19 protein-coding genes are annotated in these 22,940 nt (G+C 70.4%); 9 read left to right on the forward strand and 10 right to left on the reverse strand.

Annotation, left to right across the window (positions count from 1 at the left end; all coding sequences use genetic code 11):
* Positions 1-126 precede the first annotated feature (126 nt).
* Together ACYVGD_RS03015 and ACYVGD_RS03020 are read left to right on the forward strand one after the other, a co-directional pair.
* The gene (locus ACYVGD_RS03015) at positions 127-1,344 is read left to right on the forward strand and encodes an amino acid deaminase/aldolase (protein WP_460741506.1); all 1,218 of its coding nucleotides are present in this window, start codon (positions 127-129) and stop codon (positions 1,342-1,344) included.
* Complete coding sequence (locus tag ACYVGD_RS03020) at positions 1,341-2,636, forward strand: D-arabinono-1,4-lactone oxidase (RefSeq protein ID WP_460741507.1); 1,296 nt, start codon at positions 1,341-1,343, stop codon at positions 2,634-2,636. The genes ACYVGD_RS03015 and ACYVGD_RS03020 overlap by 4 nt, the downstream gene beginning before the upstream one ends.
* Positions 2,637-2,718: 82 nt before the next feature.
* On the opposite strand, the gene ACYVGD_RS03025 is transcribed toward ACYVGD_RS03020, so the two are convergent.
* From ACYVGD_RS03025 to ACYVGD_RS03035, 3 genes are all read right to left on the reverse strand, one after another.
* The gene (locus ACYVGD_RS03025; protein WP_460741508.1) at positions 2,719-4,110 is read right to left on the reverse strand and encodes an aldehyde dehydrogenase family protein; all 1,392 of its coding nucleotides are present in this window, start codon (positions 4,108-4,110) and stop codon (positions 2,719-2,721) included.
* Between the two features lie 192 nt (positions 4,111-4,302).
* Positions 4,303-5,127 carry a cytochrome c biogenesis CcdA family protein gene (locus tag ACYVGD_RS03030; RefSeq protein ID WP_460741509.1) on the reverse strand — a complete coding sequence of 275 codons (825 nt, stop codon included), beginning with the start codon at positions 5,125-5,127 and terminating at the stop codon, positions 4,303-4,305.
* Positions 5,127-6,008, reverse strand: coding sequence for a DsbA family protein (locus tag ACYVGD_RS03035; protein ID WP_460741510.1), 882 nt, complete (start codon positions 6,006-6,008; stop codon positions 5,127-5,129). The genes ACYVGD_RS03030 and ACYVGD_RS03035 overlap by 1 nt, the downstream gene beginning before the upstream one ends.
* A gap of 78 nt (positions 6,009-6,086) precedes the next feature.
* On the opposite strand from ACYVGD_RS03035, the gene ACYVGD_RS03040 reads away from it, so the two are divergent.
* The gene (locus tag ACYVGD_RS03040) at positions 6,087-6,737 is read left to right on the forward strand and encodes a TetR/AcrR family transcriptional regulator (RefSeq protein ID WP_460741511.1); all 651 of its coding nucleotides are present in this window, start codon (positions 6,087-6,089) and stop codon (positions 6,735-6,737) included.
* Between the two features lie 111 nt (positions 6,738-6,848).
* Positions 6,849-7,892, forward strand: a complete 1,044-nt coding sequence (locus ACYVGD_RS03045) for an SH3 domain-containing protein (RefSeq protein ID WP_460741512.1) — start codon at positions 6,849-6,851, stop codon at positions 7,890-7,892.
* Positions 7,893-8,299: 407 nt separating this feature from the next.
* Here ACYVGD_RS03045 and ACYVGD_RS03050 read toward each other — a convergent pair whose 3' ends face one another.
* Together ACYVGD_RS03050 and ACYVGD_RS03055 are read right to left on the reverse strand one after the other, a co-directional pair.
* Positions 8,300-8,446: a hypothetical protein gene (locus ACYVGD_RS03050; protein ID WP_460741513.1), complete on the reverse strand. Its 147-nt coding sequence runs from the start codon at positions 8,444-8,446 to the stop codon at positions 8,300-8,302.
* A gap of 442 nt (positions 8,447-8,888) precedes the next feature.
* On the reverse strand, positions 8,889-9,527 hold the full coding sequence (locus ACYVGD_RS03055) for a TetR/AcrR family transcriptional regulator (protein ID WP_460741514.1): 639 nt from the start codon (positions 9,525-9,527) through the stop codon (positions 8,889-8,891).
* A gap of 65 nt (positions 9,528-9,592) precedes the next feature.
* On the opposite strand from ACYVGD_RS03055, the gene ACYVGD_RS03060 reads away from it, so the two are divergent.
* From ACYVGD_RS03060 to ACYVGD_RS03070, 3 genes are read left to right on the forward strand one after another with little or no spacing between them, the layout of a single operon-like run.
* Entirely contained in the window at positions 9,593-10,324 is a 732-nt protein-coding gene (locus tag ACYVGD_RS03060) for a GAP family protein (RefSeq protein WP_460741515.1), read from the forward strand.
* Between the two features lie 33 nt (positions 10,325-10,357).
* Complete coding sequence (pgi, locus tag ACYVGD_RS03065) at positions 10,358-12,028, forward strand: glucose-6-phosphate isomerase (RefSeq protein ID WP_460741516.1); 1,671 nt, start codon at positions 10,358-10,360, stop codon at positions 12,026-12,028.
* Positions 12,025-12,681, forward strand: a complete 657-nt coding sequence (locus ACYVGD_RS03070; RefSeq protein WP_460741517.1) for a SanA/YdcF family protein — start codon at positions 12,025-12,027, stop codon at positions 12,679-12,681. Before pgi ends, ACYVGD_RS03070 begins: the two co-directional genes overlap by 4 nt.
* A 99-nt stretch (positions 12,682-12,780) precedes the next feature.
* On the opposite strand, the gene ACYVGD_RS03075 is transcribed toward ACYVGD_RS03070, so the two are convergent.
* The 4 genes from ACYVGD_RS03075 to ACYVGD_RS03090 form a co-directional block, all read right to left on the reverse strand.
* Positions 12,781-14,673 (reverse strand): glycogen debranching N-terminal domain-containing protein, encoded by a 1,893-nt coding sequence (locus tag ACYVGD_RS03075; protein ID WP_460741518.1) that lies wholly within the window; start codon positions 14,671-14,673, stop codon positions 12,781-12,783.
* Positions 14,674-14,736: 63 nt separating this feature from the next.
* Positions 14,737-15,816: a hemolysin family protein gene (locus ACYVGD_RS03080; protein WP_460741519.1), complete on the reverse strand. Its 1,080-nt coding sequence runs from the start codon at positions 15,814-15,816 to the stop codon at positions 14,737-14,739.
* Complete coding sequence (locus ACYVGD_RS03085; protein ID WP_460741520.1) at positions 15,813-17,183, reverse strand: hemolysin family protein; 1,371 nt, start codon at positions 17,181-17,183, stop codon at positions 15,813-15,815. Before ACYVGD_RS03085 ends, ACYVGD_RS03080 begins: the two co-directional genes overlap by 4 nt.
* A 127-nt stretch (positions 17,184-17,310) precedes the next feature.
* Complete coding sequence (locus tag ACYVGD_RS03090) at positions 17,311-18,132, reverse strand: aldo/keto reductase (protein WP_460741521.1); 822 nt, start codon at positions 18,130-18,132, stop codon at positions 17,311-17,313.
* A gap of 119 nt (positions 18,133-18,251) precedes the next feature.
* On the opposite strand from ACYVGD_RS03090, the gene argS reads away from it, so the two are divergent.
* Together argS and ACYVGD_RS03100 are read left to right on the forward strand one after the other, a co-directional pair.
* Positions 18,252-19,892 (forward strand): arginine--tRNA ligase, encoded by a 1,641-nt coding sequence (gene argS, locus ACYVGD_RS03095; RefSeq protein ID WP_460741522.1) that lies wholly within the window; start codon positions 18,252-18,254, stop codon positions 19,890-19,892.
* A gap of 60 nt (positions 19,893-19,952) precedes the next feature.
* Positions 19,953-21,290, forward strand: coding sequence for a hypothetical protein (locus ACYVGD_RS03100; RefSeq protein ID WP_460741523.1), 1,338 nt, complete (start codon positions 19,953-19,955; stop codon positions 21,288-21,290).
* A gap of 257 nt (positions 21,291-21,547) precedes the next feature.
* Here the strand turns inward: ACYVGD_RS03100 and ACYVGD_RS03105 are convergent, their stop codons facing one another.
* On the reverse strand, positions 21,548-22,879 hold the full coding sequence (locus ACYVGD_RS03105; protein WP_460741524.1) for a cation:dicarboxylate symporter family transporter: 1,332 nt from the start codon (positions 22,877-22,879) through the stop codon (positions 21,548-21,550).
* Between the last annotated feature and the right edge of the window lie 61 nt (positions 22,880-22,940).

Here is a 22,940-nt window from a genome sequence, read left to right on the forward strand (position 1 = left end):
GCGCCCACGGGGTCTTCCTGACAGGTTTCTCACCTTGAAAACCTCTGAGTCTTCTTCAGGAACGCGTACTCTCGCGTTCTGCGTGGACACCTCCCATGGGTCGGGCGTCCCAACTAGCATGTCGCCATGACCGCACCGTGGCGTGACACCGACACCTACTGGCCCACGCTGACCGAGGCCACGCGGGCGTACGACACACCCCTGGCCACGATCGACCGTGCGGCGCTCGAGGCCAACGCCGACGACCTGGTGCGGAGAGCCGGTGGCAAGCCCGTCCGGGTGGCGACCAAGTCGGTCCGGGTGCGCTCGGTCGTCGACGAGCTGCTGGCCCGCCCCGGGTTCGGCGGAGTGCTGGCGTTCACCTTGGACGAGGGGCTGTGGCTCGCGGCGAACGGTGTCGACGACGTGGTCGTGGGCTATCCGACCGCGGATCGCGACGCGCTGCGCCGCCTCGGCGCCGACGAGGACCTCGCCTCTCGCGTCACGCTGATGGTCGACTCCCTCGACCATCTCGAACTCGTCGACTCGGTCGCCGCGCCCGGCACGCGGGCCGAGATCCGCGTCTGCCTCGAGCTCGACGTCTCGTTCGACCTACCGAAGGTGCGGGTGGGCGTGTTCCGCTCGCCGGTGCGCACGCCCGACCGGGCCGCCGCGCTCGCACGGGCCATCACCGACCGGCCCGGGTTCCGGCTGGTCGGGATGATGGCGTACGAGGCCCAGATCGCGGGCATCGGCGACGCGCTCGCCGGGGCCGTCCCCGCCAGGGCGCGCACGCTGCTGGTGCGTCAGCTCCAGAAGCGCTCGCTCGTCGAGCTCACCGAGCGGCGCGGGCAGGCCGTCGCCGCGGTGCGTCGTGTCGCCGACCTCGAGTTCGTCAACGGGGGTGGCACCGGATCATTGGAGGTCACCTCCGCCGACCCGGCCGTCACCGAGATCGCCGCCGGTTCGGGCCTGTTCGCGCCGCGGCTGTTCGATCACTACCGCGCGTTCACCCCCGCGCCCGCCGCGGCCTTCTGCCTGTCGGTCGTACGCCGGCCCAACGCGGTGACCGCCACCCTCCTCGGCGGCGGCTGGGTCGCCTCCGGGCCGCCGTCCGCCGACCGGCTCCCGACGCCGGTGTGGCCGCAGGGGCTCAAGATGGTCGCCAACGAGATGGCCGGCGAGGTCCAGACCCCGGTGGTCGGCCCCAGCGCGGCGGGCCTGGCGGTGGGGGACCGCGTGTGGTTCCGCCACGCCAAGGCCGGTGAGCTGTCCGAGCACGTCAATCGCTTCCTCGTCGTCGACGGCGCCGCCGTCGTCGACGAGGTGCCCACCTACCGCGGCGAGGGAAGGGCATTCCTGTGAGCAAGAACCTCTGGTCCAACTGGTCGGGCAACGTCACCTGCGACCCGCTCGAGGTGGCGTACCCCTCCTCGACGCAGGAAGTGGCCGCCCTGGTGCGGCGCGCGGCCGAGCGCGGGCTGACCGTCAAGGCCGTCGGTGCGGGCCACAGCTTCTCGGCGATCGCCGAGGCATCCGGCGTCCAGGTCAGCCTCGACCGCATGGCCGGCTTGGTGTCGGTGGACGCCGCGACCAAGCAGGTGACGCTGCGGGCCGGTACGCGGCTGCACAACATGCCCGGCATCCTCGAGCCGCTCGGCCTGGCGATGGAGAACCTCGGCGACATCGACGCCCAGTCGCTCGCCGGCGCCGTGTCCACGTCGACCCACGGCACCGGCCTGGGATTCGGCGGCATCGCCACCCAGGTCGTCGGGCTGGAGATCGTCGATGGCCGCGGCGAGGTCCACCGTCTCAGCGGCCAGCAGGTCCGCCCCGTCGTCGTGTCGCTCGGCGCACTCGGCATCGTCACCGAGGTCACGCTGCAGTGCGTCGACCGGTTCGTGCTGGAGGCCGTCGAGGCACCCGAACCCCTCGCCGACGTCAGAGAGCCGTTCGTCGAGCGCGTGGCGGCCGCCGACCACTTCGAGTTCTACTGGTTCCCCCACACCAAGACCGCGCTGACGAAGACCCAGACCCGCCACCCCGCCACCAGGGAGCGCGCCCCGCTCGGACGGGTGAAGCGGTTCGTCGACGACGACCTCGTGGCCAACCGCCTGTTCGACCTCACGTGCCGGCTCGGGTCCCGCGTACCCGCCGTCGTGCCTACCATCAACCGCGTCGCCGAGAGACTCACCGGCGACCGCGCCCACACCGACTGGTCGACCAACGTCTACACGACCCGCCGCGACGTGCGTTTCCGCGAGATGGAGTTCTCGATCCCGCTCGAGGCCATGCCCGAGGCACTCAAGGAGATCGACGCCCTCATCGAGTCGCGCCGCTGGAAGGTGTCGTTCCCGCTGGAGTGCCGCGGCGTCGCCGGCGACGACCTGTGGATGTCGACCGCGTATGGCCGTGACTCCGGCTACATCGCCGTCCACCGCTATGTACGCGACGACGAGCGCGCCTACTTCCAAGCCTGCCAGGAGATCCTGTACGCCCACGATGGCCGGCCCCACTGGGGGAAGATGCACTCGCTGACGCGCGCCGACCTCGAACCGCGCTACGAGCGGTTCGCCGACTTCTCGGCGCTGCGTGACGAGATGGACCCCCAGCGGGTCTTCGCGAACCCCTATCTGGACAGGGTGCTGGGCCGCTGACGGGGTCCTCGCCCGAGGCGTTCCTCGTCTCGCTGGCGCTCGCTCGGAAACCAGTGAGGATGGCTCCCGGCTTCTGGCTCGACTAGTCCTTCGCGCGGACGGGCAGCAGCAGCTTCTGCAGCTTGCGCTTCAGCTCACCGGCTGGCGGATAGAGCGTCGCCAGGGTGTCGGGCTGCAGCGGCTTGGTCATCACCGAGCGCAGGTGGGAGAACGCGTCGATCGACGCCTGGCCGTGGTAGCGGCCCATGCCCGATTCGCCCACCCCACCGAACGGGAGGTCGTGCGCCGACAGGTGGACCAGCGCGGCGCCCTCGACCAGGCCACCGGACGACGTGCGCTCCCGGAAGGCCCGGCGTACATCCTTGTCGTCGCTGAACACGTACAGCGCGAGCGGCTTGGGGCGAGCGTTGATGCGGGCGATGGCCTCGGCGGCGTCGGCGACGCGCAGCACCGGCAGGATCGGCCCGAAGATCTCCTCGGCCATGACGGGCGAGTCCTCGGCCACGTCGGTGAGCACGGTCGGCGCGATGTAGCGCTGGGTGCGGTCCGACTCGCCGCCGTACGCCGCGGTCCCGCTGGGCAGCAGCGCGTGCAGCCGGTCGAACTGGCGGGTGTTCACGATGCGACCGAGGTCGGGGCTCGTACGCGGCAGGTCGCCGAAGAACTGGCGGATCGCCAGGCCGAGCTGGCGTACGAGCTCGTCGTGGACGTCGGCGGTGACATACACGTGGTCGGGCGCCACGCACGTCTGGCCGGCGTTGGTGAACTTCGCCCAGGCGATGCGGCGGGCGGTGGCGACGAGGTCGGTGTGGCGGTCGACGAAGACCGGGGACTTGCCGCCGAGCTCGAGCGTGACGGGCGTGAGGTGCTCGGCGGCGGCCTTCATGACGACGCGGCCGACGGCTGTCGAGCCGGTGAACACGATGTGGTCGAAGCGCTCGGTGAGCAGCGCGGTGTTCTCGGCGACGCCGCCTTCGACGACGGCGATCGCCCGCTCGTCGACGTATCGGGGGAGCAGGCGCGCCATCAGTGCCGACGTGCGCGCGGCGACCTCCGACGGCTTGACCAGCACGGTGTTGCCGGCCGCCAGGGCGCCGACGATCGGCGACAGCAGCAGCTGCACCGGGTAGTTCCACGGCGACATCACCAAAACGACGCCCAGCGGCTGGGGCTGGACGTGTGCCGTGGCCGGCTGCAGCACCGACGGTACGCCGACGCGGCGCGGCGAGAGCCACGTCTTGAGATTGCGGGCGAAGTGGTCGACCTCGGACGAGATGACGGCGAGCTCGAAGGTGCGTACCTCGTCGGCGGGCTTGCCCACGTCGGACGTGACTACCTCGGTGATCTCGTCGGCGTGCTCGGCGAGCATGCGCTGCAGGCCGCGCAGCTGGTCCAGGCGCCACTCCAAGGGTCGGGTGATCCCGCTGTCGAAGGCGCGGCGCAGGGTGTCGACGGTCTCGGCGTACTGGCTCATGGAGCCATGGTAGGGACGGGTGTCCCACACCGGTAGGCCCCGCCCTGCCCGTGGGGCGCGACCTGCCCGGGCGCGTCACATCGTCGGTCCGCCGGAGGCGACGGCCTTCCCGGCGGTGGCCGATGGCGTACGCGCTGGGCCAACCACCCCGACCAGCAGGTGCAGCGGCGCGGGACTGTACGAGCAGCTGGGCTAGGTCGAGGTGGGCGTACGCCGACCCGCGGCCCACTGATGGACGGCCACGCACGAGGCGACGAGCATCACCAGCACGACGACGACGACCAGGTCGGCCACGCGCGCGGCGACGCCGAGGATCTGGACCTCCAGGCCCTGCTGGGTCTCCGCGTCGACGACGCCACCCAGACCCGAGAAGCCGTCGGTGACCAGCATCCCGATCCCGATGGCGACGAACAGCAGGCCCGACACGAGCTGGCCGACGGTCGTCGACACCGGCCCCAGCTTCACCGGGCGCGGCCTCAGCAGGCTGCGCGAGCCCAGGTCGAGCACGTCCCACAGCAGCGCCAGCACCATCAGCGGCAGGACCATCCCGGCGGAGAAGATGCCGAGCAGGACGCCGCCGCGTACGGAGTCCTGGCCCATCGCCGCGACCGACAGCACCGCACCGAGGATGGGGCCCGAGCACGCGCCGGCGATGCCGTACACCGTGCCCAGCAGGAAGACCGACAGGTTGCCGGTGTCACGGGCGGCACGGGCACCCAGCAGCGGGATGCGGACGCCCAGCGCCTGCAGGATGCCCAGCACGATCACGACGCCCGCGGCGACCGCCACGAACGTCGCCCGCTGCCGGATGAACAGTGCGCCCACGCTTCCCGCGGCGATACCCATCGGCACCAGCGTCGCCATCAGACCGAACCAGAACACCGCCGTACGCAGCACCAGGGTGCGCGTCGAGGCGAACGCGTAGGCGAAGAACGCCGGCAGCAGCATCGCCGAGCACGGCGACAGGATCGTGGCGACGCCGCCGAGGAGCGCGCCGGCGTAACCGATGTCGACCATCAGCCGCCGCGCTTGGCCGTCTCGATCGCCTGGACGAAGTTCTGCGTCGGCTGGGCGCCGTTGAGGATCTGCGTGTTGACCACGAAGAAGGGGGTGCCGCTGATGCCGAGCTGCTGGCCGTGGGCGCCCTCGGACTCGACGATCTTCCTCAGTTCCGGATCGGCCAGGTCGGCCTTGAACTTCGCCATGTCCGGTACGCCGGCCGCACGCGCGAAGTTCTCGATCTCCGCCGGGCCGATGTTGGGGTGGCCCGACTGGGGCGCGGCGTCGAAGACGGCGTGGTAGTACTCCCAGAACTTGCCCTGGCGGCCCGCCGCGCGTACGGCGATCGCGGTGTTCACCGACTGCTCGCCGAACAGCGGCAGGTCGCGGTACTCGATGCGAAGCGTGCCGTCGTCGACATACTTCTGCAGCTCCGGCAGCGTCCGCTTGGCCCATACCGCGCAGAACGGGCAGCGGTAGTCGGACCACTCGATCAGCACCACGGGGGCGTCGACCTTGCCGAGGGCGGCCATGTCGTTGGGGTCGCGCTTCGGCAGCGACTTCAGCAGCTGGGTGACCTGCGGGTCCTGCGAGGGCTTGGCCGTCGGCGCGGCGGCGGCCGTCTCGGCGGGGACCCCGTCGGCGGGGGCGGCGGTCGGGGCCGTCGTGGGACGGCTCTGCATGCCGAGCACGAAAGCGAGCACGACGCTCAACGCCCAGGCCGCGATCCAACCGAGCCGGGCCAGCCCGTTCCCCGGCTTCGGCTCCGGGGCGAACGGGGACGACGAAGAAGGCCCCAGCATCCCCGCGGCAGGCTCGTCCTGCGCGGGCGTTGGGGCTTGCGCAGGCGTCGGGGCTTGCGCGGGCATCTGCGGGCCGGGCGCCTTCTTCTTGCTCACGGCCCCAACCCTAGGCAACCCACAAGGGAAGGCAACCCGGGTGAGACCTTCGCCACTGTCCCCAGTCGAAGCGCCGAGATGATTGAGTATGCGAATAACAACGACCAGAAGGGGGCCGACATGCCGCGCATGGCTGCTGCTGAACGACGTGCCAAGCTGATCGACGCGGCGCGCCGCGTGATCGCCCGCGACGGCGTCACCGCCGCTACGACGCGCGCCGTCGCCGCCGAGGCCCAGATGCCGCTGGCCAGCTTCCACTACGTCTTCGACTCCCAGATCGAGCTCATGCGAGAGCTCATCCACGTCTTCGCCGAAGAAGAGGCCCAGGCCCTCGGCGAGATCGCCTTCGACCCCGAGGACCCCTCCGGCGCTGTCGAGTCGTTCCTCAACGGCTACCTCGACCACGTCATCGACAAGGCCGGCTCCCAGCTCGCCGTGTTCGAGCTCGCCCACTACGCGCTGCGTACGCCCGGGCTCGAGCCCCTCGCCGCCACACGCGTCGACGCGGCGCGCGCGATGGTCCTGACCGTCGTCAACAGGTTCGAGGAGGCCTACGGCCCCCTGCAGGCCGACGTCGACGCCCTCGCCCAGCTGACCGTCGTCCTCGGCGACGGCCTCGCCACCACCTTGCTCTGCGAGCGCGACGAGGCCCGTGCGCGCGCCGTCGTCGGGCTCATCGCCCCCAAGGTGGAAGAACTCGCCTTCGGCGCCCGTCTCTCATCTCGCTGATGCCCCGGCGGCCTCGGGAAACCGCCTCCCTGAGGATTTTATGAAAATTCGGCATCTTCTCTTAGACTCTTCGCGTACCTCCCCGAAACTCCCTCGACAAGGACTGAGATCTTGGACGCCGAACCCCGCCGTCAGCTGCTCGACGACGAGCCGACCACCGTCGCCTTCGACGAGCACGACCACGGAGTGTCCCGCCCCGCCGCGCTCGTCCGCCGTTTCGCCCTCCCGGGCATCCTGGCCGCGTCGATCGCCGTGGGCGCCCTCGGAGGCACCCTGACCCCCGCCCGCAGCGACTCGACCGTTGTCGCCGCCGCGAGCGCTCCCAGCGCCGTACGCGCCGAGACCCCCGAGGTCTCCCGCGACACCCAGCGCCCCGAGATCGACCCCTCGGCGACCCCCGAGGCCCAGCAGGGCACCGGCCTCACCGAGCCCCAGGCGCTCGCCGTCGCTCCTGCCCCCGCCAGCGCGGCACCCAGCCCCGAGCAGAAGCCCGCCGCGGCACCGTCGACCCAGGCCACCGCCACCTCGACGATGTATGCCACCGAGACCCTCAACGTGCGTTCGGCGCCGAGCTCCTCGGCCGACAAGATCGCCACCCTCGCCAAGGGCGACAGGGTCTCCGCCACTGACAGCACCGACAACGGCTTCCGCAAGGTTGTCGTCGACGGCCGCGCAGGCTGGGCCTCCAGCGAATACCTCTCCAGGAACGCCCCCACGTCGACCCCGTCCGCATCCACCCCCGCCGCCTCGCCGAAGTCCAGCAGCAGCGCACCCAAGGCCGACTCCGGCAGCGCCCCCACCACCTCCGGTGCGTGCTCGCCGCTGCCCGGCGTCCGCGCCAACACCGAGAAGGTCCACCAGGCCATCTGCGCCAAGTTCGGCTCCGGCGTCTCCTCCTACATCGGCGTACGACCCGACTGGGACGTCGAGCACCCCTCCGGCCGAGCCCTCGACGCCATGGTGTCCTCCAACTCCACCGGCTGGGCCATCGCCAACTACGTGCGCGCCAACGCCTCGTCACTCGGCGTCACCGAGGTCATCTTCGACCAGAAGATCTGGACCACCCAGCGCTCCTCCGAGGGCTGGCGCTCCATGAGCGACCGCGGCTCCACCACCGCCAACCACCGCGACCACGTGCACGTCAGCACCCGCTGACCCCAGATCTCCGCGGCCCCCGCCCTGTCACGATGACGGCGGGGGCCGTGGCACGTTGCTGCGGTTCGCGCCCGCGCCGGGGTCCGGGGTCTTCATCGCTGTCGTCATCGAGCCGCGGCAGGTTAGCTCTCACCAGCGGAAGCCGTCGCGGGGCGATTCCTTCGTGCTCTTCCAGACGCCCGGGGCGCGCTTGCCGACGCTGGCCGGTTTCTGCTCTTCGAGCGAGGCCGGCCACGGCCGAGACGGGGAGCGCACCCGTGCACCGAGACTGATCGTCAACCACTCGCCCGTAACCCGCGGCTCATCCGCGAGTGGTCGACGATCTGCCAGAGGGAAATGCGAAGGACCCCGGCCGGAGTCGGGGTCCTTCGGGTGATCCATGGGTCGGCGGCACCGCCGAGTGGTGATCAGAAGTTGCGGGCGAACTGACGCTGGGCGACGAGGATGAGCTCGTCACGCAGGGCCGGGGTGGCCGCGTTGTTGATGGCCTTGTTGATGGCGCGGTTGGTACGGGCGGCCTCGCGGCGGGTGCGAAGAGACTGCGCGAACGACATGTGATCAGATCCTTATGGGAAGTGGTGGCGGTGCCTGCACGACCTTGTGGGCACGTGATTTTGTGGTGTGCACGCTTGTGAGCTGTGACATCTCCATTCTAGAAAGACCTATACCGCAGTATCCAATTGAAGCGTCTACTTGTGGGCAATCTCACATGTGCGATCGGCGTCGGCTCATCGGGCTTCTGACTAGGGACTCCGCAGATGTGGGCCACCTCCCCGGAAGCGGCCGGGCTCAAGGCCATCGAGGAGATGCCCGTCAACATCGAGCCTCACCCATACTGGCGCCGCGGGGCTTGTCAGCCGGTTGTGGACGACGCCGTCGGTCGCGCCGGGTGTGCGACCTGCGTGGTCTCAGCCATGGCGCGCTGCACGCGGCGCTCGGCGAGCTCGACGGTCGGGTCCTCGGCCATGGGGAAACCTACCGGCCCGTGGCCCGCGCTCAGCGGGAGCCCGCGTCCCAGGTCGCCTCCACGTCCGCGAGCAGGTCGCCCACCTCGGCGTGGAGCCGCTCGGCCGGCCAGTGCTCGGGATAGGTCGCCCCCTGCACGCTGAGCCCGTCGATCACGAGGTGGACGCGGGTCACCAACCGCTCGGCGGTGTCGGGGAGGCGCTCGTCATGGCTGCGGGGCAGGGGCAGGCCGAGCGCGTCGGCCACAGCGGTCCGGCACACCAGCCGGCTGCCGTTCCAGCTGGTCTGGCGGAAACCGTCGAGGGCGTCGTCGGACCGGGCACGCGCCATGTACGCCAGCCACACCAGGACCTCCACCCTGCGGTCGGCGTCCATCGGGAGCATCTGCTCCAGCGTCGCCGCGGCACGCGAGGCATCCCCGCGGGCGGTCGGCTCCTCGGTGTACAGGGCGGTGATGCGCTCCTGGATGCGTCGGGTCATCACCTCGATGGCGAAGCCGAGCAGCTCGTCCTGGGTGGAGAAGTAGTGGCGTACGGCGCCCATCGACCAGCCCGACTCCGCGGCGACTGCCCGGACGGACGCACCCGTGATCCCCGCGCGGCCGACGAGCCGCCAGACGGCGCCGGCCAGCTCCTCGCGGCGGGCCTCGTGGTCGACGATCTTGGGCATGACTCGTTATAGCACGACTGTGCTAACGTGAAAAAGCACGAACGTGCGAAATAGAGGGAGGGTCCATGGACATCACCACCGCGCTCGGTCTCGCCGGGCTCGCTCTGGTCGACAGCCTGAGCTTCGGCACGCTCGGCATCCCTGTGTTCCTGCTCGTGCAGCGCCGCGTACGCGCGGGCGTGCTGCTCGGCTATCTGGCGACGATCGCCACGTTCTACTGGGGTCTGGGGCTGGCGCTGGTCCTGGGCGCAGGGTTCCTGGCCCGGGTGGGATCGGGGCTGGGTGACAACCGGACGGTCTCGTGGGTCCAGCTCTACGCCGGCGTCGCGCTGTTCGCCGTCAGCTGGCTGTTCGACGGCAAGCGCGCCGCCCGACGCCGCGAGGAGAGGAAGGCCTCCGGGGCGGGCCCCACCCGTCACGAGCGATGGAAGGCGCGCCTCGCCGACGGTGACGTCCCCGCCGGGCTCGTCGTCGGCGTCGCCCTGGCCGCCGGGCTCGTCGAGGCCGCGTCGATGCTGCCCTACCTGGGTGCAGTGGGTCTGCTCTCGCAGGCGCACCTGCCTCCGCTGGGCACCGGGGCAGCGCTGGCCGCGTACGTCATCGTGATGGTCGCCCCCGCGCTGCTCCTGCTGGCGCTGCGGTTGCTGCTCCGCAGCAGCCTCGAGCCGGCGCTCGTACGCCTCGGCGGCTGGCTCGAGCGCAGCTCCGACGAGATGCTCGGCTGGGTGCTCGGCATCGTCGGCGCGCTGCTGGCGCTCGACGCCGCCTCGCGCCTGGGGAACATGCAGGTGGGCTGAACCGGTGCGCCGGGCCCGCGTACGCTTCAGACCATGCAGAAGCCTGTCGACGCCACCCAGACCAACGCCTGGCAGGAGCTCACGCGCCTGCACTCCGAGTTCACCCCCGACCTGCGCCGCTGGTTCGAGGCCGACCCCGACCGCGCCAAGCACCTCACGATGACCGCGGGTGACCTGCGGGTCGACCTGTCGAAGAACTTCCTGACGCCGCGCGTGGCCGGCGCGCTCATGGGCCTGGCCAAGGAGGTCGGGCTCGCCGAGCGCCGCGACGCCATGTTCGCCGGCGAGAAGATCAACGTCACCGAGGACCGCTCGGTTCTCCACACCGCGCTGCGCCTGCCGCGCGACGCCTCGCTCGAGGTGGCCGGCCAAGACGTCGTCGGCGACGTCCACGCCGAGCTCGACAAGATGTACGCCTTCGCCGAGAAGGTGCGCTCCGGCGAGTGGACCGGCATCACCGGCCGCCGCATCGAGACCGTCGTCAACATCGGCATCGGCGGCTCCGACCTCGGCCCGGTCATGGTCTACGAGGCGCTGAAGCCCTACGGCCAGCTGGGCCTGGAGTGCCGCTTCATCTCCAACATCGACCCGACCGACTGCGCCGAGAAGACGTTCGGTCTCGACCCCGAGACCACGCTGTTCATCGTCGCGTCGAAGACGTTCACGACGCTCGAGACCCTCACCAACGCCCGCATGGCGCGCGCGTGGCTGCTCGAGCGCCTCCACGAGCAGGGCGCCATCCACGGTGAGGACGCCGAGCGCGAGGCCGTCGCCAAGCACTTCGTGGCCGTCTCGACCGCGCTGGACAAGGTTGCCGACTTCGGCATCGACCCGACCAACGCCTTCGGCTTCTGGGACTGGGTCGGCGGCCGCTACTCGGTCGACTCGGTCATCGGCACGGCTGTCGCGATCTTCATCGGCCCAGAGAACTTCAAGCAGCTGCTGGCGGGCTTCCACACGATGGACGAGCACTTCCGCACCGCGCCCATCGAGGAGAACGTCCCGGCGCTCATGGGCCTGCTGAACGTCTGGTACGTCAACTTCTTCAAGGCCAAGACGCATGCCGTGCTGCCGTACGCGCAGTACCTGCACCGCTTCCCGGCCTACCTGCAGCAGCTCACGATGGAGTCGAACGGCAAGTCGGTGCGCTGGGACGGCACGCCGGTCACCACCGAGACCGGCGAGGTCTTCTGGGGCGAGCCGGGCACCAACGGACAGCACGCGTTCTACCAGCTGATCCACCAGGGCACCCAGCTCATCCCGGCCGACTTCATCGCCGTCGCCAATCCGGCCCACCCGACCAAGGACGGCGCCGCCGACGTCCACGAGCTGTTCCTGGCGAACTTCTTCGCCCAGACCAAGGCGCTCGCGTTCGGCAAGACCGCCGATGAGGTGCGCGCCGAGGGCACCGACGAGCAGATCGTCCCCGCCCGCGTGTTCGAAGGCAACCGGCCGACCACGTCGATCATGGCGCCCGAGCTGTCGCCGTCGGTGCTCGGCCAGCTCATCGCCCTGTACGAGCACATCACGTTCACCCAGGGCGTGGTGTGGGGCATCGACTCGTTCGACCAGTGGGGCGTCGAGCTCGGCAAGCAGCTCGCCAAGGAGCTCACCCCGGCTGTCGGCGGCGACCGCGAGGCCCTCGAGGCCCAGGACTCGTCGACGCGCGGCCTCATCGAGTACTACCTCGAGCCGCGCGGATGAGCGTACGGCGCAGGCTCGCGATCGGCGCGGTCTCCGTCGTGGGGCTCGCCGTCGCGGGCGTGGGCGTCCCGTGGCTGGTGGTGCAGGGGTACGCGGCTGGGCGTACGCACCACTCGGCCGCACAGGCACCGCAGCGGGACGTGGCGCTCGTGCTGGGTGCCCAGATCTATCCCGACGGGACGCCGTCGCCATTCCTCAAGGGGCGCCTGGACATGGCGCTCGATCTCTATCGGGCCGGCAAGGTCAAGGTCGTCGTGGTCTCGGGCGACAACGGCGAGGAGCACTACAACGAGCCGGACGGCATGCGGAACTACCTGATCCGCCACGGCATCCCGGCCTCGAAGGTGGTCGCCGACTACGCGGGTTTCGACACGTATGACTCGTGCGTGCGCGCCAAGCGGATCTTCGGCGTCGAGCGGCTCACGATCGTCACGCAGGACTATCACGTGCCGCGTGCGGTCGCGACGTGCCGCATGGTCGGCGTCGACGCCATTGGGGCGGGTGACACCAGCCAGCACGGCACGCGTTTCTATCCGATCGGGCGGGCGCGCGAGGTCCCGGCGAACCTCAAGACGTTCTGGGACGTGCTGTCGCGGCGTACGCCGACCCTCGGCCCGCACGAGACCGGCGTGGAGGACGCGCTCCGCTCCTGAAGCCCGATTCGTGCACAAATCTTCACGGGTTGATCGCCGGAAACCGCCACCCGATACGCGAACGTTCGTGCGGAGATCGGACTTCGGGTGGGGTGGGGGTCAGAGAGCCTGCACGGCGACCACGGCGGCGGCGGCCGACCACGCCTGGGGGCGGCAGGCCGCGGGATAGGGCACGGCGGTGTCCTCGCCGGACCACAGCTCGGGCATGCGGTCGTCCCACGCGAACGACGCCTTGTAGAGCCCCTGGGCCAGCACGCGCGCCTCGTCGTGGAGGCCGGCGCGCAGCATGCCGCGGATGACCACAGCGGTGTCGTGGGGCCAGACGGATCCGCAGTGATAGCTCAGCGGCGAGTAGCCCCCGTCGAGCGTCGACATCGTCCGCAGGCCGAGCTCGCCGGCCATGTCGGGACGCACGAGGCGTCGGGCGATGACTTTCTCCTCGTCGGGGGAGAGCAGGCCGGTGCCGAGCAGGTGTCCCATGTTGGAGGTCACCGAGTCCACCGGACGTTTGTGGCCGTCGAGCGCCAGGGCCACGAAACGCTCGTCGCCCTCGCCGACCCAGAACTGGTCGCGGAAGCGTTCGGCCAGGGCGGCCGCCCACTCCCGCAGCGGTGCGGCGCCGGGCTCGCCCAGCGCGTCCAGCATGTCGGCGGCGCCGGTCGCGGCCTCGTATGCGTACCCCTGCACCTCGCACAGCGCGACCGGGCCCTCGGCGCGGGAGCCGTCGTGGAAGCGCACCGAGTCGGCGGAGTCCTTCCACCCCTGGTTGGCGAGGCCGTGGCCGGTGACGTCGATGTACTCGGCGAAGCCGTCGCCGTCCGCGTCGGCGGAGGTGGTGATCCATTCCAGTGCGGGCCGCAGGTTGGGCAGCAGGGCTCGTATGTCGTCGGCGGGCAGACCGGCGCGCCAGGCGTCGACGAGGAGGCACACCCACAGGGCGGTGGCGTCGATCGTGCCGAAGTACAGCGGGGGGAGGCGGATCGCACCGAGGTCGAGCTCGCCGCGGCGCAGCTCGTGCATGATCTTTCCGGGCTGCTCGGCGGCGGACTGGTCGTCCTTGTCGCCCTGCAGCGCGGCGAGGGCGCGCAGCGTGGAGCCCGCATGGGAGACGTCGACGTCGACGAGCAGGCGCGCCGTCCACAGGGAGTCGCGGCCGAACAGGGTGAGGTACCAGGGCGATCCGGCCGCGAAGAACGCGTCCTCGGGACGCGCGGTGGTCGCCATGCGCAGCCCGTTGAGGTCGCGCAGGGACTGGAGCAGCCAAGTCGCGGCGCCCTCGCGGACCGGCTCCTCCAGGCGGGCGACGAGACGCTGGGTGATGGCGTCGACGTCGAGCCCCGTGCCGCGCGCCGCGACCACGGCGCCGCCCTCGTCCTGGCAGCGCAGCTCCCACGACAGGGCGAGGTCGCAGTGGGCGGCGATGGTGCCCTCCCACGTCAGCGAGATGAGCGTGGGGTCGAGCAGGTCGACGACGGCGCCGGGTGCGGCGATCGAGTACGTGGCCTCACCGCGGGTCCAGGTGACCCCCTCAGGCGTCACCTGGGCGCCGTGCGGGACCAGGGAACGGTCATCGCCGTTGCGGACCTCGGCCATCGAGCCGTCGTCGCAACCGATCTTGAGCGTGATGAGGAAGGTCTCGTCGCGGTCTGCCATTGAGGTGAGCAGGAGCTCCTCGCGGACCGTGCCCGGCTCGACGGCGCGACGGCGGTCGATGCGCAGCGCGGGGTCCTTCATGGGGTCGTCGCCGTGGGCGATGCCCAAGGAGCTGAAGACCTGGTCGCCGGCCACGGCCTTGCGGGCCAGCGAGATCGGGACGACCCCGTCGACGAACATGCGGCAGACCGCGAGTACGCGCTGGTCGGCGTGGAACACGCCCTCGCCGCCGTCGGGCCACAGGTCCTCGGTGCCGATGTCGCCGGACGCGTCGGACAGCACCAGCGTGGGGGCCGCCACGGAGGTGACGAGCTGGTGGAGGGGTTGCTGTCGAGCCATAGGGGCATCTTGTCACCAACCGATCGGTCACCGGGGGAACGCCGACAAATTGTTACTGATCAGTCAGTTGTTGTTCCCCGGCGGGTACGCGGCGTGCGACCGGGGGTTCGTGGTCGGCGTCGCGTCGCTCACCTGGCCGACCAGCAGCTCGACGACATCCTCGAGCATCGCGGCGCCGACCATGCGGTTGCCGTCGGTCACCATGGCCATGTGGGACTCGCTGGCCTGCATGCGGGCCAGGACGTCGCGCACGGGGTCGGTGAGGGCGACGGTCGCCAGCGGCCGGACCATATCCTTGGGTAGCGGCGCGCGGGCGCTCAGCGGCGGCACGTCGAGGACGTCCTTGACGTGGATGTAGCCGATCCACCCGCCGGCCGCGTCGACGACGGGGAAGCGGGAGAAGCCGTGCTCGACGCAGGCGGCCTCCGCATCGGCCCGCGACGGCTCCGGGCCAAGGACCACGATGTCGGCCATGTCGACCAGCACGTCGGCGGCGGTCGCCGAGTGGGCGCCGACGGCGCCCGCCATCAGTCGGTGCTCGTGGTCCTCCAGCAGCCCCTCCTCGCGGGACTCCTCCAGGTAGTCGCCGACCTCGTCGGCGGTGAACGTCGACGAAACCTCGTCCTGCGGTTCCACGCGCAAGAGCTTCAGCACGACGTTGGCCAGGCCGTTGAGCAGCCACAGGACCGGACGCAGGACCCACGCGATGGCATACATGGGCGGCCCGAACAGGAGGGCCGAGCGCTCGGGGTCGGCGAGGGCGAGGTTCTTGGGGAACATCTCGCCGACGACCATGTGCAGGAAGACCACGATCGCCATGGCCACGGCGAACGAGACCACGTGGAGCAGGGCGTCGGGGAGGTGGGCCGCGTGCAGCAGCGGCTCGAGCAGGTGGGCGACGGCGGGTTCACCGAGTGCGCCCAGGCCCAGGGAGCACAGCGTGATGCCGAGCTGGGCGCCGGCCATCATCAGCGAGACGCGCTCCATCGCGCGCAGGGTCGTGCGGGCTCCGGCCCTCCCGTCGGCGGCCGCGATCTCGATGGAGGCGCGCCGCGCCGACACGAGCGCGAACTCGGCGAGGACGAAGAAGCCGTTGCCGGCCAGCAGGACCAGGCTGAGGGCGATCGCCAGGGCGGGACTCATCGAGAGGTCTCCTCGTCGTCGGTGACCGGGGAGGTCGTCAGGCCGACCAGGTCGACGCGGTGGCCGTCCACGCGCTCCACCGTGAGGTGGACGTCGACCCATGGCGCGAGACCGTCGGCGTCGGGGTGGGCGTGGTCACGGCCGCGTACGGTCACCGCGTCGCCGACCTCGGCGAACCGGGTGAGGCGTTCGGTCACCAGCCCGCCGAGGGTCTCGGAGGCGAGCCCCTCGGGCAGCTCGAGGCCGGCGATGTGGCGCAGCTCGTCGGGACGGATCATCCCGGTGAGGCGCCACCTGCCGTCGGTGAGCTGCTCGTGGCGCGGGCGCTCCTCGTCCTGCTCGTCGGCGATCTCGCCCACGATCTCCTCGACGAGGTCCTCGAGGGTGACGATGCCGTCGGTGCCGCCGTACTCGTCGACGACCACCGCCACCTGCAGGCCATGGCGCAGTCGTTCCAGCACGTCGTCGAGCGGCATCGACGACGGGACGAACACCGCGGGCGTCATGACCTCGCCGACCGTGCGGGACAGGCGCTGGTCGGCCGGGACCGCCAGAGCGTACTTGAAGTGGACGACGCCGACGATGTCGTCGGCGTGCTGGCCGGTGACGACGAAGCGTGAGTGGCCGGTGCGCCGCGTGACTTCGAGGATCTTGGCCACGGAGTCGTCGTCGTCGAGGAAGCGTACGCGGGCCCGGGGCGTCATCGCGTCACGCGCGAAGCGCGTGCCGAGCTCGGCCGACTGCGACATGTGGTGGGCGAGCTCGGCGTCGATGGTGCCCTCGCGGGCGGAGTGGCGGGCGAGGGCCGACAGCTCCTTGACCGTCCGGGCGTTGCCGAGCTCCTCCTGCGGCTCGAGGCCGACGGCGCGCACCAGCACGTTGGCCGCGCCGTTGAAGAACACCAGCAGCGGCTTGGTCACGAGGCTGAACATGCGGTGGGGCGTGGCGACCCAGCGGGCGAGGCGCATCGGCTCGGCGATCGCCCAGTTCTTCGGCACGAGCTCGCCGAAGACCATCTGGGTGACCGTGGCGATGGCCATGGCGGCGGTGATCGACACGGCCAGCGCCGTGGCCCGCGGCAGGCCGAAGGCCTCCAGCACCGGCGAGATGAGGTCGGCGATGGCCGGCTCGGCGATGAAGCCGACGACGAGGCTCGTCAGCGTGATGCCGAGCTGGCAGCCGGACAGCTGGGTCGACAGCGTACGCAGCGCCTTGTCGACCGACTCGGCCGCGGCGTCGCCCTCGGCCTTCGCGCGGCGCACGGCGTTGCGGTCGACCGTGACCAGCGCGAACTCCGCGGCGACGAAGAAGCCGTTGGCGAGGATGAGCAGGATGGTGAGGCCCAGCAGGAGGAGCGAAGTCGTCATGTCGCCGTCCACACTACGGGGCACCCCTCAACTCCTCGTCCCGTTCGCTGCGCGAGCCCAGCGGCCCGATCACCCGGCGAGCCCAGACAGTCCCGTTCTCCGAGCCAGTGCAGCGAGACGAGGAGGCTCAGCCGTTGAACGTGTCCGGGTCCGGGCCCATGCGGCGGCCGCGGTCGAGCGCGTCGATCGCCCGCACCTGGTCGTCGGACAGCTCGAAGTCGAACACCTCGAAGTTGGATGCGATGCGCTCGGGCGTCACCGACTTCGGGAAAACGATCGAGCCGTGCTGGAGGTGCCAGCGCAGGATCACCTGTGCCGGCGTACGCCCCACCTGGTCGGCGATCTCGACGACCGCCGGGAGCTGGGGGTCGGCGGGCGCGCCGAGAGGGCTCCAGGCCTCGACGTGGATGCCCTGCGAGCGCGTGTAGGCGACGAGCCCGCGCTGCTGGAAGGTGGGATGGACCTCGATCTGGTTGACGACAGGGACCATCGACCCCTCGGCGAGGATCTTCGCCAGGTGGCGCTCGGTGTGGTTCGACGTGCCGATCGAGCGGGTCAGGCCTTCGCGGCGAAGGTCCTCCAGCTGGAGCCAGGCGCCCAGGAAGTCGCCCTTGTCCGGCGTCGGCCAGTGGGTCAGGTAGAGGTCGACGTGGTCGAGACCCAGGCGCTCCAGCGACTCGGTGAGCGCGGCGCGGGCGTCGCCGTGGCGGTCGTTCCACAGCTTGGTGGTGACGAATAGCTCGTCGCGGGGAACGCCCGACTTGCGGATCGCCTCGCCAACACCCTCCTCGTTGCCGTAGATGGCGGCGGTGTCGATGTGGCGATAGCCGATCTTCAGCGCGGTCGTGACCGAGTCGACGATGTCGTCGCCGGAGACCTGCCACACCCCGAAGCCGAGCTGGGGGATCGTGCGGCCATCGTGCATGCGGATGTTGGGAATCTGGGTCATGCCTTCCACCGTAGCGACCCCAGTCGGGCTCACGCCCGTGCGACCTGACCGACGCGCCCGGGGAGTCGGCTCGCTGCCCACCATTCCTACCTTGTGGTAAGGCGTGGGAGAATGGGCTCATGTCTTCACTGCCCTCCGAGCTCGCATCCCGGATCGAGGCCGTCGCCAGCGCCGACCCCGAACTGCGCGCCGCCACGAAGCCTCAGTTCGGCCACTTCCAGTCCAACGTGGCGCTGCGCCTGGCGAAGCAGGAGGGCAAACCGCCGCGGGAGATCGCGCAGCGCATCGTCGACGAGCTAGACGTCGCCGACCTGTGCGAGCCGCTGGAGGTCGCCGGGCCGGGCTTCATCAACTTCCGGCTGCGCAACGACGTACTGGCGCGCACCGCGCAGCAGGTGCTCGACGACCCCCACTGCGGTGTCGCCCAGACCGACGAGCCACAGAAGGTCGTCATCGACTACTCCGCGCCGAACGTCGCCAAGCAGATGCACGTCGGCCACCTGCGTACGACGATCATCGGCGACTGCTTCAACCGCGTGCTGACCGCCGTCGGCCACACCGTGGTGCCCCAGAACCACATCGGCGACTGGGGCCGGCAGTTCGGCATGCTCATCGAGCAGATCCTCGACGAGGGCCACGACGCGTCCACGCTGACGCTCGCGGAGGCCGACGCGCTCTACAAGCGCGCGAACCAGCACTTCAAGGACGACGCGGAGTTCGCCGCCCGCGCCCGCGCCCGCGTGGCCGTCTTCCAGGGCGGTGACGAGGAGTCGCTGGCGATCTGGCGCCAGCTCATGGAGGTCTCCAAGGAGGGCTTCAACTCCGCCTACGCCCGCCTGAACGTCAAGCTCACCGACGACGACCTGGCCGGCGAGTCGACCTACAACAACGACCTGCCGACCGCGTGTGCCGAGCTCGAGGAGTCCGGTGTGGGCGTCGTCGACGACGGCGCGCTCGTGGTCTTCGTCGACGGCTTCGAGGCCCCGCTGATCGTCCGCAAGCGCGACGGCGGCTACGGCTACGGCACCACCGACCTCGCCGCCGTACGCCGGCGCGTGCGCGAGATCCGAGCCGACCGCATCATCTACGTGACCGACGCCCGCCAAGGCGGCCACTTCAAGCTCGTCTTCGGCGCGGCGAAGAAGGCCGGCTGGCTGCCCGACTCGGTCTCGGCGGAGCACATCGGCTACGGCATGGTGCTCGGCGAGGACAACAAGCCGCTGAAGTCGCGCGATGGCTCGGCCGCGCTGCTGGTCGACCTGCTCGACGCCGCCGAGGAGGTCGCCCCGCCAGCGATCGCACTCGCCGCGATCAAGTACGCCGACCTCTCGTCCGGCCTGCAGAAGGACTACGTCTTCGACGCCGAGCGTATGTCGAAGACCACCGGCGACACCGGCCCCTACCTGCAGTACGCGCATGCCCGCTGCTGCCAGGTGCTGCGCAACGCCGAGGCCCTCGACCCGGTGCCGGCCGTCGGCCCGGTCACCGTCCTCGACGAGCCGGCCGAGCAGGCGCTGGCCATGGCGCTGTCGCGCTATGGCGAGGTCGTGGCCGAGCTGGCCGAGAACCTGCAGCCCCACAAGCTGTGCACCTACCTGTTCGAGGTCGCCACGGCGTTCTCGGGGTTCTACGAGAACTGCCCGGTGCTGAAGTCCGAAGGGGCGGTCCTGACCTCGCGCCTCGGCCTGGTCGCCGCGACCCGCGACGTGCTCGCCGCCGGGCTCGACCTGCTGGGCATCCAGGCGCCCGAGCGCATGTGACGACTTGCGCCGTCGCCCCTCCGGGTCGCTAGCCTGACCGGACCCGAGGGGAGGAGCGTGATGGCCGACGAACGCCCGGACGAGTCCGGCGTGCCCGCAGCAGCCGACTCCGCCGATGTCGCGACCCCCGAAGAGTCCGTGATCAGCGAAGAGTCCGTGATCAGCGAAGGGTCCGTGACCAGCGACGAGCCCGTGCCGCCGCAGGCGCCCGGGGAGCCCGACGTACTGGCGCCGGACGCCGCCTCCGCGGGCGACACACTGGAGGAGCCGGCCGATCCCGGCGTGCTCCCGCCGCTGCCGCCGGAGAAGCCGATCGATCCGCCGTCGCCGTTGAGCCCGGGCACGCCCGGCGTCGTGCGTACGCCCGGCTCGTCGGTGTCGCCGGCCGAGCCCGCCGGTGCGACGGTCGCGGAGGCCGAGGAGCTGCTGCCCCCGGTCGCGGCGGGAGCGCCGCCGTCCTACCGCTGGCGTCGGCTGCAGGGCATCGTCGCGGTGGTCCTTGCCGTGGTCCTTCTCGGTCTGGTCGCGTGGGGCAGCGCGGTCTGGGAGCGCGCGCGCGTGTCGGCCGAGGAGACGGTACGCCGCTACTTCCACTCGCTCAGCGAGATCCAGGACTCCCCGTACGGTGCCCACGACCTGCTGCAGCACCCGCCGTCCAACGCGGACGCCGACCGGATGACCGACCTCGCCGGCCCAGACCGCTATCTGGTGGAGCGCGTCGACATGCAGGGTGAGAAGGCCCTCGTCGACTACACCGTGAACGACAGGCCCCAGAGCGCCGAGGTGCGCCTTGTGCGGGTGGACGGGGGCTGGCGCGTGGTCGACGGGACGGCGCGGCTCACGTTGCGTACGGCCGAGGAGATCCCCGTGGGGCTGAACGCCCACGACCTGAACGGCGTGCCGACGGGCGAGCCGATCACCGTGTGGCCAGGTGAGCTGAGGGTCGTCCGTACGCACTCGTTCGGTGACTTCGCCAACTACGAGGTCGTCAACGACCCGATCTACCTGACGCCCGGTGAGGACCGCGAGGTCCAGGTGACGTTCCGTCTGACCGAGGCGGGACGGCGTGCGGTGCAGGTGGCGGTCCTGGAGGGCGTACGTCGCTGCATGGCCGAGTCGACGCCCACCTCGAAGGGTTGCCCGCTGAAGGACGTTCCGCGTCCGGCGGACGCGAAGCCCGAAACCCCACTGCGGTGGGACGCCAACGGCCTGTCGTTCGGCGCGACGAAGCTGCGCGAGGACGAGAAGGTGACCGGTGCGTGCGCGGAGTGGAACCAGAAGGTCGACCTGCTCTACACGAAGGTCGACGGGTCTCCCGGCGTGGTGAAGGACGTGCCGCAGCAGGCGTACGGCTGTGTGGACGCCACCACGTACGAGCGTGAGGTCACGTGGCGCTGACGGCTTCTCGTCTCGCTGGCGCTCGCTCGGAGAGCAGAAGAAGGGGCGCTCGCGCGAGAGCAGAAGAAGGGGCGCTCGGCGAACGGGAGCACGCAGGGAGCGGACCTCCCTGCGAGCGTCGGCAAGCGCGCCCCGGCGTCTGGAAGAGCACAGAGAAATCGCCCCCGCGACGGCTTTCGCTGATGAGAGCGAAGCTGCCGCGGGGGCGATGACGACTGCGATGACGGTTACCGGCGCGCGGGCGCGAGCAGGACCAGCTAGTGCGCCTGCATCGTCGTCTCGTCGAAGGGGATCTCCTTGTCGAGGACCTTGACGGCGCGTTCCTTGTCGAGCTCGCCGACCCACTTGCCGAGGAGGAGGGTGGCGACGGCGTTGCCGGTGAAGTTCGTCAGGGCGCGGGCCTCGGACATGAACTTGTCGATGCCGACGATGACGCCCATGCCGCCGAGGAGGGCGGGCTTGTGGGCCTGGAGGCCGGCGGCGAGGGTGGCGAGGCCGGCGCCGGTGACGCCGGCGGCGCCCTTGGAGGCGATGATCATGAACAGGAGCAGGCCGAGCTGCTGGCCGACGTTCATGGGCATCTTCATGGCGTTCGAGACGAAGAGGGCGGACATCGTGAGGTAGATGGCGGTGCCGTCGAGGTTGAACGAGTAACCGGTGGGAACGGTGATGCCCACGACGGACTTGCCGACGCCCGCGTGCTCCATCTTGGCGATGAGGCGGGGGAGGGCGGTCTCGGAGGAGGACGTCGAGAAGATCAGCAGGTATTCCTTGGCGAGGTAGCGCAGGAGCTTGAAGATGTTGAGGCCCGTGACGAGCTTCAGCATGGTGCCGAGGATGACGACGATGAACAGGATGCAGGTGGCGTAGAAGCCGCCCATGAGGGTGAGCATCGCGCCGACGGCCTTCCAGCCGGTGGAGCCGACCACGGCGGCGATGGCGCCGAACGCGCCGAGGGGGGCGACCCACATGATCATCGTGAGGATGCGGAACACCACGGCCTGGAGGTGGCCGACGAAGTCGAGGATCGGCTTGCCGCGCTCACCCATGGACTGGATGGCGAAGCCGACGAGGAGGGCGACGAACAGGGTCGGCAGCACGGGGATGGCCGGCGGGATGATGTCCATGATGAACTTCACCGTCGAGTCCATGCTGCCGCCCTTGCTGGGCGCGTACGGCTTGGGCGTGAGGCCCTCGCCGGGGTGGACGAGGTTGCCGACGAGCAGGCCGATGGCCAGGGCGAAGGTCGACATCGTGATGAAATAGATGAGGGCGAGGCCGCCGACCTTGCCGACGGTGGCGGCCTTGGCGATGGAGCCGATGCCGAGCACGATGGTGCAGAAGATCACCGGCGCGATGATCATCTTGATCAGGTTGACGAAGCCGTCACCGACGGGCTTCCAGGCCTGTGCCGCCTGCGGGAAGGCGATGCCGAAGACGATGCCCAGGATGACCGCCGCGATCACGGAGATGTAGAGCCAGTGGGTGCGGTCCTTCTTCTGCTTGGCCGGGGGCGTGTCGTCGACCTGGAGGTCGTGGCCGTGGGGGTTCGTGGGATACAGATCGTCGGGGTTGATGCTTGTGCTCATGGCGTCTTCCTGATGGCGGACATGGGTGCGCCGGAGGAAAACGACCACGCCGGCGCCAAAG

It is taken from the genome of Mariniluteicoccus endophyticus (genome assembly GCF_054780035.1).